Here is a 13,277-nt window from a genome sequence, read left to right on the forward strand (position 1 = left end):
TGGGGCAGCCGGACCTTTTGCGGGACGGCTGACGCATGAATGCGTGAGGAGGCAGGTTCGCCTGCCTGCCTCCCACAACAGATACGCACAACTCAGTAGACCCGCCTTTGCGGCGGGAAGGATGGACCTATGGCGCTCCTAAGTTTCGAGCGGAAATACCGCGTGCGCGGAGGCACATTGATCGGCGGCGACCTTTTCGACTTCTGGGTCGGCCCGTTCTATGTCGGATTCTTCGGAGTATTGGTGGCAATCAGCGCAGCGCTCGGCACGATGCTGATCTTCGCCGCCGCCGCTCAAGGGCCGACCCTCAACCCCTGGCTGATCGATATTCAGCCCCCACCGATCGAGACCGGACTCGCTTTCGCGCCGCTCGAGGCAGGCGGATACTGGCAGGTCATCACGATCTGCGCAGTGGTCGCCTTTACCTCGTGGGCGCTGCGACAGGCCGAGATTAGCCGCAAGCTCGGCATGAGCTATCACGTGCCGATCGCGTTCGGCACGGCGGTCTTCGCCTATGTCACCTTGAACGTCATCCGCCCGGTGTGGATGGGCGCCTGGGGGCACGGCTTTCCCTATGGCATCTGGACCCACCTCGATTGGGTTTCCTACACCGGCTACAACTATGTGAACTTTCATTACAATCCGGTCCACATGATCGCGATCACGTTCTTTTTCACGAACTGCCTCGCGCTCGCCCTTCATGGCGGTCTGGTACTCTCGGCGGTCAATCCCTCGCGCGGGACCGACGTCAAGACGCCCGAATATGAAGACACCTACTTCCGCGATTTCGTCGGCTATTCAGTCGGCACGCTCGGCATTCACCGGGTGGGGCTGTTCCTGGCGCTCAATGCGGGCTTCTGGAGCGCGATCTGCATCGTCATCTCGGGCACGCTGATGACCGGTAGTTGGGTCGAGTGGTGGGATTTCTGGCGCGACATCCCGATCTGGGAAGGGGAGGCGATCTGATGGCGACCTATCAAAACATCTTCACGCAGATCCAGGTCAAGGGGCCGCCCGAAATGGGCGTACCGCTGGATCCTTCCGAGGACATCCGTCTGCCGGGCACCGGGTACAGCTACTGGTTCGGCAAGATCGGTCAGGCGCAGTTCGGACCGATCTATCTCGGCTGGTCGGGGCTCCTGTCCTTCATCTTTGGGACTGTGGCCATCCTTATTATCGGGCTCAATTTCTGGGCGCAGGCCGGATACGATCCGCAAACCTTCATCCGTGAGTTCTTCTGGCTGTCGCTCGACCCGCCGGCGCCCGAGTGGGGGTTTAGCCCGTTCGTACCGCTGAATGAAGGCGGCTGGTTCATCATGACCGGCGCGTTCCTCACGATTGCGGTGCTGTGCTGGTGGGTGCGCACCTATTCCAGGGCGCGTGCGCTCGGCATGGGCTACCACATTCCCTGGGCTTTCGCCTCTGCGATCTGGCTCTTCCTCGTGCTCGGCTTCATTCGCCCGATGCTGCTCGGCAGCTGGGCCGAGGCGGTGCCCTATGGCGTCTTCAGCCACCTGGACTGGACCAACAACTTCTCGTTGATCCACGGGAATCTGTTCTACAATCCGTTCCACGCGCTCTCGATCGTCTTCCTCTACGGCTCGGCGGTCCTTTTCGCGATGCACGGGGCGACGATCCTCGCAGTCAGCCGTTACGGTGGCGAGCGCGAAATCGAGCAGATCACCGATCGCGGCACCGCATCCGAACGCGCCGGCCTGTTCTGGCGCTGGACGATGGGCTTCAATGCGACGATGGAATCGGTCCATCGGTGGGCCTGGTGGTTCGCGGTGCTGACCACGCTGACCGGCGGGATCGGCATCCTCCTGTCGGGAACCGTGGTCGACAACTGGTATCTGTGGGCGCAGGAGCACCATTACGCCCCGCGGGGTTAGGCGCCCTAGCGCCTCAACCATAGGTCCAAGCAAAAGCCCGGCTGCGCACGAAGCGTAGCCGGGCTTTCTTTTGGCGCTCGGAGTGCTCAATTCCCCTGTTATGGCGATAAAAACATGCGCATGCCGAACCATTCGACGAGCGGGGTGCTCGAGTTGGCAGACGCTCGCGCTCTCCCCGCGGAACGGGTAGCATACCGACCGATGACAATTTTGAGAGCTTTTGTGGCATTGGCCGTGGCCGCTCTTTTCGGCGCCGCCGCATCCGCCAACGAATATGCGCAGGCGGCGCGCGACCTCGATGAGACCATCGCCGCGCATTACGCATATCTCGACAAGCTGCCGGACAAAGAACTGCCAGATTCCGATGCGCTTCGCCAAGAGCGTGATGCGGTCCGCGATGAGCGCACTTTGCTGGCCTATGCCGAAAACCGCGTGGCGACGCTTGCAGATCACCACGCCATCACCGGCAGCTCGTTCCGCGACAGCTGGGCGGTTGTTCCGACCTACACCGACCTGTGGATCGTCAAGCGCGGCGACCGCTTCTTCGTTGACACCGTGCGCGAGGCAAGCCCCGCGGCCGATCTAAAAATAGAAGCGGGCGACAGGATCGTCTCGATCGGCGGAGTGCCGACTGCCCAAGCGGTGTCGGATTTCTGGAACGAGCTCGGGCTTTCGACAACGCACCATCGTGCGGAATATGCCGCGCGCGTTCTCGTGGCCGGTCGGCGCGATCGCGCTCGGCATATCGAGATACTGACCAGCTCGGGCCAAATGCGCGACTTGATTCTTGCATCGCTTTACGATCGAGCAGACGAAGCGCCGCCCCCGATAAGCGTGTGCGATGTCGGCGACTACCGTGTGGTGCGCGTCAATAACAGCCTCGGGGACTTTGCCACGATTGCCGCGTTCGATGCGGCCATGCGGGACATTCCGCGGGCGGTCCCGCTTGTCCTCGATCTTCGTAACACCCCATCAGGCGGGAACACGACGGTCGCGCGCGGCATATTGGGCTGGTTCGTCGATCGGCCGGAGCCCTATCAGATACACAATCGCCCGTCCGAGGAGCGGCGGACCGGGATAGCGCGCCAATGGACCGAACAGGTCCTGCCGCGCGAAGGCAAGCTGCGCTCTGAACTTCCCCTGGTCCTCGTCGGACGCTGGACGGGAAGCATGGGTGAAGGGATCGCCATAGGATTCGCCGCGCTGGGAGCCGATATTCAAGGCGATAGGATGGCCGGGTTGAACGGATCGGTCGAAGACCTGCAGGTTGGAGAAACCGACCTCTTAATCAAGCTACCCACAGAGCGACTCATGACGGTGGATGGCCTCCCCCGAGAAGATTTCGTGCCCCGGCCAATCGCGGACATGCGCCTGAAATCCTACCGCTGCTAGGCTCGCCCGAGAATGCGCGATTAGGATGTCGAAAGCGGCAGGCAGCTTACCTTGAGCCTGTCGCCATCCGACCGATAACGATCTAGCTGTTAGCTGTAATCCGACCTCGCAAATCTATGAGATGCAGCGGCAGCGAAAGCGCGAGCAGCAGCGCGACCCATTCCCACCCCGCGCCCACCAGTGCGGCGCGCAGGGCCAGGACGATGAAAACCGCCGGCCCGACCAGTCCCGCGATGCGCTTGAGGCTCCACCCGCGCGATACGAGCCATACGGCCTCGATTGCCAGAACAACCAGCACGAGATCGGCCGCGTGACCGCTGGCAAAAAGCGGCTGGAGATAGGCGTTCGCGAGATTTTCCAGCGGATCGATGGCAGCGTTCCCCTTCGCCCCTTAGCCGAACGGGCCGTTCAGATCGACCACCGCCCAATTCAATGCGGCGGCGAAACTCACCCATGCCAAATAGGGCAGAAACAGCAGCGCGGCGGCGCGGGAATAGCGTCCGCAATAGGCAATCAGCGCGAGGATCGAAAGCCACAAGAGCAGCACTTCGATGAACGCCCAGTCGGGGCGCTGGATGCGGAAAAAGATCATCGACCAGGTGATGTTGAGGAATGCGTTCAGGGCAAACAGCCCGATGATCGTGTCCGAGACTTTGGGCGTTGGTGCCGCGCGCCAGGCCGATACGATGGCGGCCGTGTTAAGCGCGAAGATGATCGTCCAGCCGACGGGAAAGAGCACGTCGGGCGGGTTCCACGCCGGCTTTTCAAGGCTTTGATACCATGGCCCGAGATCGGTGATGGTCGCGCCCAGCGCCGCAACCATCGCTGCGGCGATCGCAGCGACGATCGCCGGTAGAATCCAGGTCTTGCCAAGGCTCATTGCGATCGATCCCTTATCGCGTGTCTGATATCGGCGCCGGAGTAACACGCCCGCATGTACGAGCGAAGAGCCGCCGTACCGTCCCGGGCCGTTCGCCTTTCTAGCTGCTGGCCGGTCTCAGTCCTAGGAGATGCGCCGTGTCCTTCAGAAAGATCTTGACGTGGGCCATGGGCTTCTTGCGCACCAGCTTCTTGTTCATATAGGCCTGCCAGGTCAGCTGCTGGACATCCTTGTCGTCGCACATGTCGACGAAGCGTTCGCGCCTCTTGTCGCTGGAATACCAGAAATACTGCATCATTCCGAGAATCCAGAAGACGCGGCCATGCTCCTTCATGAAGCGCCGGCGTGCGGTCTTGAGAGCTTTCGCCTCGCCGGTCTTCAGGAAGTCGCTTGCCGCCTCGGCGCTGAAGCGGCCCCCGACCATGGCATAGTAGATGCCCTCTCCCGAAGCCGGGGCAACGATGCCCGCGGCATCGCCGGCAACAATCACGTCGGCGCCGTTGTCCCAGCGTTTTAGGGGTTTGAGCGGGATCGGCGCACCTTCGCGGCGAATTGTCTCGCAATGAGAAAGGTCGAGCTCGGAGCGCATTTCGGTGACAGCGCCGCGCAGGGAAAAGCCCTTGTTGGCGCTGCCAACCCCGATGCTGGCCGTTTTGCCGTGCGGAAAGACCCAGGCGTAGAAGTCCGGCGAGAGCTTGCCCTGATAGAAGACGTCGCAGCGGTTCGCGTCGAAGTCCTCGCCGTCGCTGTCGGGCGAGGCGATGATCTCGTGATAGGCGAAAACGCATTTCACCCGCTCGGCATTGGGCAGGCACTGTTTCGCAACCGCCGAACGTGCGCCATCGGCGCCGACGACGACGCGGGCGCGCACCCGTTCGATCGGGCCGCCCCGTTCGCGGCGGAAGGTCACCAGCGGGTGAGCGTATTCGTCGCGCTCGATTTTCTCGAAGGTCGCGGCAAGGCGATCGGCGCCGCACTCGCTCGCCCGCACACGCAACCATTCGTCGAAATCCTCGCGATCGACCATGCCGACATAGCCGATCTCACCGACCGGCATGTCCACCGCGCGGCCTGAAGGCGCGATCATGCGGGCCGAGCGCGCGCGCGCGACCAGCAGGCTTTGCGGAATGGCGAAATCCTCGAGCATGCGCGGGGGGACGGCGCCGCCACACGGCTTGATCCGCCCGCCGCGCTCCATCAGCAGGACCGAATGGCCCGCCAGCGCGAGCTCGGTCGCCGCAGTGGCGCCCGCCGGGCCGCCGCCGACGACAACGGCGTCGTACAATGTCTCGTTCATGCGAAAATCTCCCCTTCGCTCGTCGCGCCAGTATGGATTGTGTTTTTGGCGGGCGGTGCGCCCCGACCTGTGACAAGATGGCGGGCGGTCGCGCGCACGGCGAGCCAGGCGGCCAGCACGAACAGGCCCGCTTCGATCGCGAAGACGAGCTGGAACGCCTGTGCATCCTCGCCGATCATCCGCCGCGCGGCATCGAGCCCGCCGCCACCCAGCATCCCGCCGAGCCCGAAGGCGATCGCCTGAGCCGCTCCCCAAACGCCCATCCGCACACCTTCGCGCGTGGTCTCGCCACTGCCGGCGAGCCCCATCATCGCGCCGATCGCCGCGACCGCGAACAGGCCATTGCAAAGGCCGAGCACGAAGACGTTGAGCGCGATCGGCCAGCCCGGACCCACCTGCGCGCCAACAGCCAGAAGCGCGAGCGACAGGGCGGAACCGAGACAGCCGAAGGTGATCCAGTGGCGCAATTCGAAAGGCAGGCGGCCGGCAAAGGCGCTACCGCCCAGCCCGGCGATGATCATGCCCGCGAGCACCCCGCCCGATTGCATGCCGCCGAGCTGCGTCGATTCGCCCGGCGTCATCGCGAAGATCAGGCCGGCGAAGGGTTCGAGGATGAGGTCCTGCATGTTAAAAGCCATCATCGAGACGAAGATGAAGAGCGTGAAGCGGCGCGCCGCGGTCTCGTGCCAGATCTCGCGCAGCGCCTCGCGCAAGGGCGGCGGAGTGCCAGAGCGGGCGGTGTCGAACGCGGCGCCCCCGCGCGGTTCGAGGCGGGTGACGGCCATCGCGGTGACGAGCACACATACCGCCACCAGTCCCGCCGCCACCGCCAGCAGGCGTTCGGGCGAGAATGGCTGTAACAGAGCGCCGACCGCGATCGCTGAAACGACGATACCCGCCACCATCATGATCCAGGTGACCGCTGCCGCCGCCGCGCGCCGCTCGGGCATGACGCCGCTCGCAAGCAGAGCGAGCGCCGACGTGCCGCTCGCGCCGACGCCGACGCCGATGAGCGTGTAGCCGAGGATCGCGAGCGCCATGGCGGCGGCAAAATCCTGCGCGACCATCACGGTCGCCTGCACCGCCAGCATCGCGCCGAGCCCGAGCACAGCGATCCCGCTGACGATCCACAGCGCGCGGCGCCCGCCGCCGGTGCTGGCCCGGTCGCTGCCATGGCCCCAGAGCGGGCGGGCGAGTTGCACGGCATAGTGCCAGCCGACCAGCCCCGCCGGGATAGCCCCGGCCAGCGCATATTCGACCACCATCAGCCGGTTCAGTACGGTCGTGATCAGCATCACTATTGCGCCGATCGAAGCCTGAACAAGCCCGATGCGAATGATAGCGAACCAGCCGAGGCCCTGCGGCGTTTCGGTTTGACGGTAGGCGGTGGAGGCCTGCATCACAGCACGCCCTCGAAATATCCGCCGAGCCCGAACGCCGCGGCCATCATGCCGAGCACGTAGAGCGTGACGCCAACGCCGTTATACCAGGGCGCGTAGCGGCGCGGATTGCTCAGCAGGCGGGGCATCGCGGCCAATTGCGCAGCGAGCGCGGCAGCGACCAGCCAGGCCGACAAAGTTATGCCCCAGAAGGCGAGCAGCGCGATCACTGCAACTTGCGCCGCGGCCATGGTTGCGCAGGCGAAGCGCGCGGCCTTGGCCACACCGAGAACGACAGGAAGCGAGCGCAGCCCCGTTGCCCGGTCCCCCTCGACCGCTTTGAAATCGTTGAGTGTCATAATGCCATGCGCACCGAAACTGTAGAGGAGCAGCACGACGAGAACTTCGCCGCGCGGCATCGCGCCGAGCATGACGGCCGCGCCGGTGAACCAGCTTAGGCCCTCATAAGTGAGCCCAACCACGAGCGGCCCCGTCCAGCCGCTGGCCTTCAGGCGGAAGGGCGGCGCGCTATAGGCCCAGGCGCAGGCGAGCCCGAACAGGGCGGCGAGGAAGACGATCGGTCCGAGCAGCCAGCCGACAGCGGCAGATAGTGCGCTTGCGATGATGGCGATGGCGAGACCCCACCGGCCCGGGATGCGGCCCGAGGGGATCGGACGATCGGGTTCGTTGATCGCATCGACATGCCGATCGAACCAGTCGTTGACCGCCTGGCTGGTGCCGCAAACCAGCGGCCCGGCGAGAAAGGCGCCGCCGATGACGAACAGCCACCGTCCCTCGCCCGCGAAAATATCGCCGCCCGAGAACAGGCCGACGCCCGAGGAGATCGCACCGCAGACGAACGCCCACATCGGGGGAAACCAGGTGATCGGCTTGAGCAGCTGGACGATATCGCGCAGCGCCGGAACCGGCGCGGGGCGAGTCGAAACAGCGGACCTTTCCATGAGGAGAGGCTATGCCTGACAGGGGGTGGCGTCAAACTAAATTGACACCCTGCTCGCCCGTGTCACCGGATTCCGTTCATTCGGCGCCAGCTTACCGGCAAGCTCGATTGTTCCGGGTTCGTCGCAAATGCCCGCGCGGCGCCTGGATCTAGTCCGGATCGCTGGGCAGGTTGCCGAGCCCATGGCGGTGGAGCTTGGAATAGAGGCTTTGGCGCGAAAGGCCGAGAATTTCGGCGGCGGAAGCGCGATTGTCCGAAGTGTATTGCAACGCCGCCTCGATGCAGAGCCGCTCGATCAGATCGGTGCTCTCGCGCACGATCTCCTTCAGCGACATGCGCCCGACGAGGTCGGTAAGCTGCTCGACCGAACGGGGCAGATCCTGCGAACCGGGCGGAAGATCGCGCAGCCGCCGACCGATCGGACGAATGACGAAGCCGTAATAGCTCTCCGGACCGGAACTTCGCACCGCCGACAATTCGATCTGCTCGCCTTCGATATCGTTCCCCGTACGCAGGACCGTGCTGACATTGCGCACAGCCCCGTGCTGATCGATCTGCCCTTCGATGAGGTCGAGATCGATCCCCGGCCGCCCGATCCAGTTCGACAGGTGCCGCCCGATTACCGGATCGATACTCGGCGCCTGAACAAGTTCGACGAAGGCATGGTTGGCGCTTAGCACGTCGAGACTGGCATCGGTGATGACGAAGGCATCGGGCATCCGCTCGACGAGATCAGCGAGCGGTGAGGGATCCGTGCGCGGCGCAGTCTCCGCATCGATCAGTCGCAATAGCAGAAATTGCGTGCGATCCTGGATGAACCCGCTGGCCTGCGCCTCGACCTCGCGCGAGCCTTTAGACAGAATGAGCGTTGCGGGCGATGGCGATGCCGAGGCAAGCGCGGCGCCAACGAGATTGCCGAGCGTATCGCGCGCGCCCTTGTCGATGAAGCCCGGAAGTTTCTTGCCCGGCAGCGTTCCCGCGCGCGCGCCGAGCAGCCTATGCGCCGCCGAATTCGCCTCACGGATGCGCAGACCCGACGCCTCGACGATCAGCACCGGTTCGCTCGATTGCTCGAACAGCATGCGATAGCGCGCTTCGAGCTGGCGCATATGAAGATAGTCGCGTTCGAGCGATTGCTGCACCTGCAACAGGCGCTGCTGCATCCGCCCCGCCTCGCGCAGATCGCGCCCGAACGCGATGCGGTTTTCCCCGCTATTGACGGCGAGGATGGCATAGCGGACCGGCACGTCGCCGTCCCGGGTCGGATGGTTGACCTGGCGCCAGTGCTGCACCTCGCCGCGGCGGGCGGCAGCAAGCATTTCCATGACCTTGGGCCGCGTTTCGACCGTGACGGTCTCGATCCAGTTGGTGCCTTCCCACCCCTCGAAACCGGGAAATTCCTCCGGATCGAAAGCGGTGTCGAGGATCGTGCCGCTGTCGTCGAGCACCAGGGTGATGTCGCCGGCGACCATCGCCAACTTCATCGCGGAATCGGCGTCGAGAGTGTTGAACAGCTCGGCAGCCTTGCCGAACGGATTCTTGCCTTCGATCGAGTGTTTGCGAGTCAACATCGGCGCTTGCCGCCTATTTCAGCGTATGCGCACGCACCTCGGCGGACTGGACCAACGCGCGTGCCACTTCGAGTGCGGCGCGAGCGTCGGCGCCGGTCCCATCGGCTCCCACTTCGGCAACGATTGCGGGGTTTTGGTTGATCATGCGACCACCCACGAGGATCGACAGATGCGGGTTGCACGAAACGCTCCGCATCGCCTTGATTACATTGGTGAGCGCGGCGCTAGGGCAATCGCGCGAAAGGGTCAATCCTACGACGTCGAAGGGCTCGCGCGAGAGACTGTCGAGCACCTCCTTGCGCAGGGGATGAAGCAGCATGACGGTGTCCCACCCGGCGCGGGCGAAGACGTCGTCCATGATCATCGGACCGAAATTGTGCTGATCCCCGGGCATAGCGGCGAACAGCGCGCGCGGCGCATCTTCCGCCGGGATCGCGGGGGTGGCAGGAACGCGGGCAGACACCTCGCGCATCACTTCCTGCAAACGCCAAAGCCCCATCGTTACCTCGATGAAGTCGCAATCGTCGCTTTCCCACAACTCGCCCAGCCGGCGCGCGGCAGGAGCGAGGAGGTCAATATAGATCGCCTCGATGCTGACCCCTTGCGCGATGAAGGCTTGGACCTCTTCGAACAGGCCGGGGGCCTCGAGCCGGAGCGGCAGAACGGCGAAGCGTTCCGCCTCGGATTGACGAATCTCGCGGTCCGGCCTTGGTTGCTCCCGATGATTTTCGAGCGCATGCGCCATCAGTAGCCGGGGAATGATCTCACCCTCGATGATGGTGTTGATCGAATCGTCGGCAAGCGCTTGCCTATGCGAAGTGCTGTCGGAGGGCGCGGGCTTGCGGCGGCCGATTGAGCCGCCGACTAAATTGCGCAGCGCGGCCGAGCCGGCGCCGATCATTCCGGAACCCTTCGCTGAACTCATGCAGTCCCTCCCGTGTCCCGGCTGATAGTCTCCGGGAATGGCGCGGACTTACGCGTCGAGGTCGATGCGGCCGAACATTCTCCCGACTCCTGTCCCATCGACGCCGTGACTTCTACACGAAACACCCCTTGCTGGCAAACGGCGTTGCAAGCCCTTCACATTTCCCGTGAGGAAGGGTGATCGCGAAAGTGTCCACTTTCTTTTACGTCTAATGTATTTGACACCTCTGGGGCCAGAGGCGTAGTGTCCATGACGGGAATCGAGGGCTCGACACGGGATGCACAGCCATAAGCAAGACGCACAGTTCGCATCTGCTTCCGTAGGGGAAAGCAGCAAGGCGACACGCGAAGCGCACAGTTCGCTCTACTCCGTTGAGGAGCGGCAGCGGCGTGACGCTTCGGTCTGGACCGTTGTGCAAGGCGTCCTCGCTCCGCTTCAATTCGTCGTTTTCCTGGTCAGCCTCGGTCTGGTCCTGCGCACGCTGTCGACCGGCGAAGGCGCATTTGCTGCCGATGCCTCGATCGTCGTCAAAACTCTCGTTCTATACACGATCATGATCACCGGCTCGATCTGGGAGAAGGTCGTCTTCGGTCGCTGGCTGTTTGCCCCGGCCTTCTTCTGGGAAGACGTCTTCTCGATGCTCGTGCTAGCGCTGCACACGCTCTATCTCGTGATGCTGTTTGGCGGCGTCGGCACAATGGAAGAGCGCCTTCTGGTCGCGCTCGCGGCCTATACGACCTATGTCATCAATGCCGGCCAGTTCCTGTGGAAGCTGCGCGTCGCGCGACTTCAGGGTACTACGGTTGAGGCGGTGCCCGCATGAGCCCGCCTGACGCCATGACCGCGACCGCGCTTGCCGGTTGTGCCGCTCCAGCGAAAGCAGACGCGCCGCGCCCCGTTCTACGCGAACGCGGGCAGCGGGAAGTGTTCTGCGGACTGACAGGCATCGTGTGGCTCCACCGCAAGATGCAGGACGCTTTTTTCCTCGTAGTCGGCTCGCGCACCTGCGCGCACCTTCTGCAATCGGCGGCCGGCGTGATGATCTTTGCAGAACCGCGCTTCGCCACAGCGATCATGGAAGAGCGCGACCTTGCCGGGATGGTCGATGCGCAGGAAGAATTGGACCGGGTGGTCACCCGCCTTCTCGATCGGCGCCCGGACATTAAAACGCTGTTCCTCGTTGGCTCGTGCCCATCCGAAGTCATCAAGCTCGATCTGGCGAAAGCCGCGCAGCGCCTCGGGGCGCAACACATGCCTAATGTGCGCATCCTCAACTATTCGGGCAGCGGGATCGAGACGACCTTCACCCAAGGCGAAGACGCCTGCCTCGCCGCGCTCGTGCCCGAAATGCCCGCCGCGGCTAGCGACGCGGCAAAGCAGCTGCTGATCGTCGGCGCGCTCCCCGACATTGTCGAAGATCAGTTTCTGCGGCTCTTCGAGCAGCTCGGCATCGATAATGTCGGCGTGCTGCCTGCACGCAATGCCCGCGACCTGCCGCCGGTGGGTCCGAACACGCGCTACCTGCTAGCCCAGCCTTTCCTCGCCGATACGGCGATGGCGCTCGAGAATCGCGGCGCGACGCGGATCGACGCGCTCTTCCCCTTCGGCGCTGAGGGCACGACCGGCTGGCTCCACGCCGCCGCTCGCGAATTCGGCGTCGACGAAATGCACTTCAACCGTGTCATCGCTCCGGGCCGCGAGCGGGCAAAGCGCGCGATCGAACATTCCCGCGCGGCCCTCGAAGGCAAGCGGATCAGCTTCCTGCCCGATTCGCAGCTCGAAGTGCCGCTGGCGCGCTTCCTATCGACCGAGCTCGGCATGGAGCCCGTCGAGGTCGGTACACCCTATCTTCACAAGACGCACTGCGCGCAGGAACTGGATCTGATCCCGCCCTCCGCGCGGATCAGCGAAGGCCAACATGTCGACAATCAGCTCGACCGCGTGCGCGCAGACAAGCCTGACCTGACCGTGTGCGGCCTCGGCCTTGCCAATCCGCTCGAGGCCGAAGGGTTCACCACCAAATGGGCGATCGAGCTCGTCTTCTCGCCGATCCACGGGTTCGACCAGGCGGGCGACCTGGCCGAACTCTTTGCCCGGCCCCTGCGCCGGCGCGACAGGCTGGAGGTGTAGCGATGCAGCTCTCTGTCTGGACCTATGAAGGACCGCCGCATGTCGGCGCCATGCGCATCGCGACCGCGATGGACCGGCTGCATTACGTGCTGCACGCGCCGCAGGGCGATACCTATGCGGACCTGCTCTTCACCATGATCGAGCGGCGCGGCAAGCGCCCGCCGGTGACCTACACGACCTTCGAGGCGCGCGATCTCGGCAAGGATACAGCCCAGCTGTTCCAGGACGCGGCGCGAGAGGCGGCCGAACGGTTCAAGCCGCAGGCGATGATCGTGGGCGCCTCGTGCACCGCAGAACTGATCCAGGACGATCCGGGCGGTCTGACCGAGGCGATGGACCTCCCCTGCCCCGCCATCCCGCTGGAGCTGCCGAGCTATCAGCGCAAGGAGAACTGGGGCGCATCGGAAACCTTCTACCAGATCGTGCGCCACCTCGCCGATCAGGACATCAAGCCTTCTCCGCGCGAAGGACGCCGGGCGCGCGCCAACATCCTCGGCCCCACAGCGCTCGGATTTCGCCACCGCGATGACCTCGTCGAGGTGAAGAAGATCCTCGAAGCTCTCGATGTCGAGATGAACCTCGTCGCCCCGCTCGATGCGACTCCGTCGGACATTGCGCGCATCGGCGCTGCCGACTTCAACATCGTTCTCTATCCCGAAATTGCAGACGAAGCGGCCCGCTGGCTCGAACGCACGTTCAAGCAGCCCCGGGTGCGCTCAATCCCATTCGGCGTGAGCGCTACAAAGGCGTTTATTGCTGAAGTCGCCGAGTTGGCAGGTGCAGATCCCACGCCTGCCCTCGGCGACACCTCTTCCCGGCTCCCGTGGTGGAGCCGCAGCGTCGATTCGAC

At 64.1% G+C, this 13,277-nt stretch carries 12 protein-coding genes and 1 pseudogene; 6 read left to right on the top strand and 7 right to left on the bottom strand.

The window, feature by feature from the left end; all coding sequences use genetic code 11:
• Positions 1–129 precede the first annotated feature (129 nt).
• The 3 genes from pufL (at position 130) to V2I30_RS06935 (ending at position 3,284) form a co-directional block, all read left to right on the top strand.
• Positions 130–966: a photosynthetic reaction center subunit L gene (gene pufL / locus V2I30_RS06925; protein ID WP_330661376.1), complete on the top strand. Its 837-nt coding sequence runs from the start codon at positions 130–132 to the stop codon at positions 964–966.
• Positions 966–1,892 carry a photosynthetic reaction center subunit M gene (gene pufM, locus V2I30_RS06930; protein ID WP_330661377.1) on the top strand — a complete coding sequence of 309 codons (927 nt, stop codon included), beginning with the start codon at positions 966–968 and terminating at the stop codon, positions 1,890–1,892. The genes pufL and pufM overlap by 1 nt, the downstream gene beginning before the upstream one ends.
• A 234-nt stretch (positions 1,893–2,126) precedes the next feature.
• Positions 2,127–3,284, top strand: a complete 1,158-nt coding sequence (locus tag V2I30_RS06935; protein ID WP_330661378.1) for a S41 family peptidase — start codon at positions 2,127–2,129, stop codon at positions 3,282–3,284.
• An 82-nt stretch (positions 3,285–3,366) separates the two neighbouring features.
• Here the strand turns inward: V2I30_RS06935 and V2I30_RS06940 are convergent, their stop codons facing one another.
• From V2I30_RS06940 to V2I30_RS06970, 7 genes are all read right to left on the bottom strand, one after another.
• Positions 3,367–3,582 (bottom strand): hypothetical protein, encoded by a 216-nt coding sequence (locus tag V2I30_RS06940; RefSeq protein ID WP_330661379.1) that lies wholly within the window; start codon positions 3,580–3,582, stop codon positions 3,367–3,369.
• Between the two features lie 93 nt (positions 3,583–3,675).
• On the bottom strand, positions 3,676–4,164 hold the full coding sequence (locus V2I30_RS06945) for a TspO/MBR family protein (RefSeq protein WP_330661380.1): 489 nt from the start codon (positions 4,162–4,164) through the stop codon (positions 3,676–3,678).
• Between the two features lie 100 nt (positions 4,165–4,264).
• Entirely contained in the window at positions 4,265–5,461 is a 1,197-nt protein-coding gene (locus tag V2I30_RS06950) for a geranylgeranyl diphosphate reductase (RefSeq protein WP_330661381.1), read from the bottom strand.
• Entirely contained in the window at positions 5,458–6,861 is a 1,404-nt protein-coding gene (locus tag V2I30_RS06955; RefSeq protein WP_330661382.1) for a BCD family MFS transporter, read from the bottom strand. Before V2I30_RS06955 ends, V2I30_RS06950 begins: the two co-directional genes overlap by 4 nt.
• Positions 6,861–7,802 (bottom strand): chlorophyll synthase ChlG, encoded by a 942-nt coding sequence (gene chlG / locus V2I30_RS06960; RefSeq protein ID WP_330661383.1) that lies wholly within the window; start codon positions 7,800–7,802, stop codon positions 6,861–6,863. The genes V2I30_RS06955 and chlG overlap by 1 nt, the downstream gene beginning before the upstream one ends.
• A gap of 148 nt (positions 7,803–7,950) precedes the next feature.
• The gene (ppsR, locus tag V2I30_RS06965; RefSeq protein WP_330661384.1) at positions 7,951–9,372 is read right to left on the bottom strand and encodes a transcriptional regulator PpsR; all 1,422 of its coding nucleotides are present in this window, start codon (positions 9,370–9,372) and stop codon (positions 7,951–7,953) included.
• A gap of 13 nt (positions 9,373–9,385) precedes the next feature.
• Positions 9,386–10,297, bottom strand: coding sequence for a cobalamin B12-binding domain-containing protein (locus V2I30_RS06970; protein ID WP_330661385.1), 912 nt, complete (start codon positions 10,295–10,297; stop codon positions 9,386–9,388).
• 361 nt (positions 10,298–10,658) lie between these two features.
• Here V2I30_RS06970 and bchF point away from each other — a divergent pair.
• The 3 genes and pseudogenes from bchF to V2I30_RS06985 form a co-directional block, all read left to right on the top strand.
• Positions 10,659–11,120 (top strand): annotated as a pseudogene (gene bchF, locus V2I30_RS06975) (2-vinyl bacteriochlorophyllide hydratase); the annotation flags it as partial.
• Between the two features lie 14 nt (positions 11,121–11,134).
• Positions 11,135–12,427 (top strand): ferredoxin:protochlorophyllide reductase (ATP-dependent) subunit N, encoded by a 1,293-nt coding sequence (locus V2I30_RS06980; RefSeq protein ID WP_330661394.1) that lies wholly within the window; start codon positions 11,135–11,137, stop codon positions 12,425–12,427.
• Positions 12,428–12,429: 2 nt separating this feature from the next.
• On the top strand, positions 12,430–13,277 hold an 848-nt coding region (locus tag V2I30_RS06985; protein ID WP_330661386.1), incomplete at its 3' end, for a nitrogenase component 1.

This window comes from Erythrobacter sp. (assembly GCF_036351135.1).
Classification (GTDB): Bacteria; Pseudomonadota; Alphaproteobacteria; order Sphingomonadales; family Sphingomonadaceae; genus Erythrobacter.

What these genes read in the sequence shown, in the direction of transcription:
- ppsR (WP_330661384.1), bottom strand. Translation starts at nt 9,372, where the DNA reads ATGTTGACTCGCAAACACTCGATCGAAGGCAAGAATCCGTTCGGCAAG.
- V2I30_RS06970 (WP_330661385.1), bottom strand. Translation starts at nt 10,297, where the DNA reads ATGAGTTCAGCGAAGGGTTCCGGAATGATCGGCGCCGGCTCGGCCGCG.
- pufL (WP_330661376.1), top strand. Translation starts at nt 130, where the DNA reads ATGGCGCTCCTAAGTTTCGAGCGGAAATACCGCGTGCGCGGAGGCACA.
- V2I30_RS06955 (WP_330661382.1), bottom strand. Translation starts at nt 6,861, where the DNA reads ATGCAGGCCTCCACCGCCTACCGTCAAACCGAAACGCCGCAGGGCCTC.
- V2I30_RS06980 (WP_330661394.1), top strand. Translation starts at nt 11,135, where the DNA reads ATGACCGCGACCGCGCTTGCCGGTTGTGCCGCTCCAGCGAAAGCAGAC.
- chlG (WP_330661383.1), bottom strand. Translation starts at nt 7,802, where the DNA reads ATGGAAAGGTCCGCTGTTTCGACTCGCCCCGCGCCGGTTCCGGCGCTG.
- V2I30_RS06950 (WP_330661381.1), bottom strand. Translation starts at nt 5,461, where the DNA reads ATGAACGAGACATTGTACGACGCCGTTGTCGTCGGCGGCGGCCCGGCG.
- V2I30_RS06945 (WP_330661380.1), bottom strand. Translation starts at nt 4,164, where the DNA reads ATGAGCCTTGGCAAGACCTGGATTCTACCGGCGATCGTCGCTGCGATC.
- pufM (WP_330661377.1), top strand. Translation starts at nt 966, where the DNA reads ATGGCGACCTATCAAAACATCTTCACGCAGATCCAGGTCAAGGGGCCG.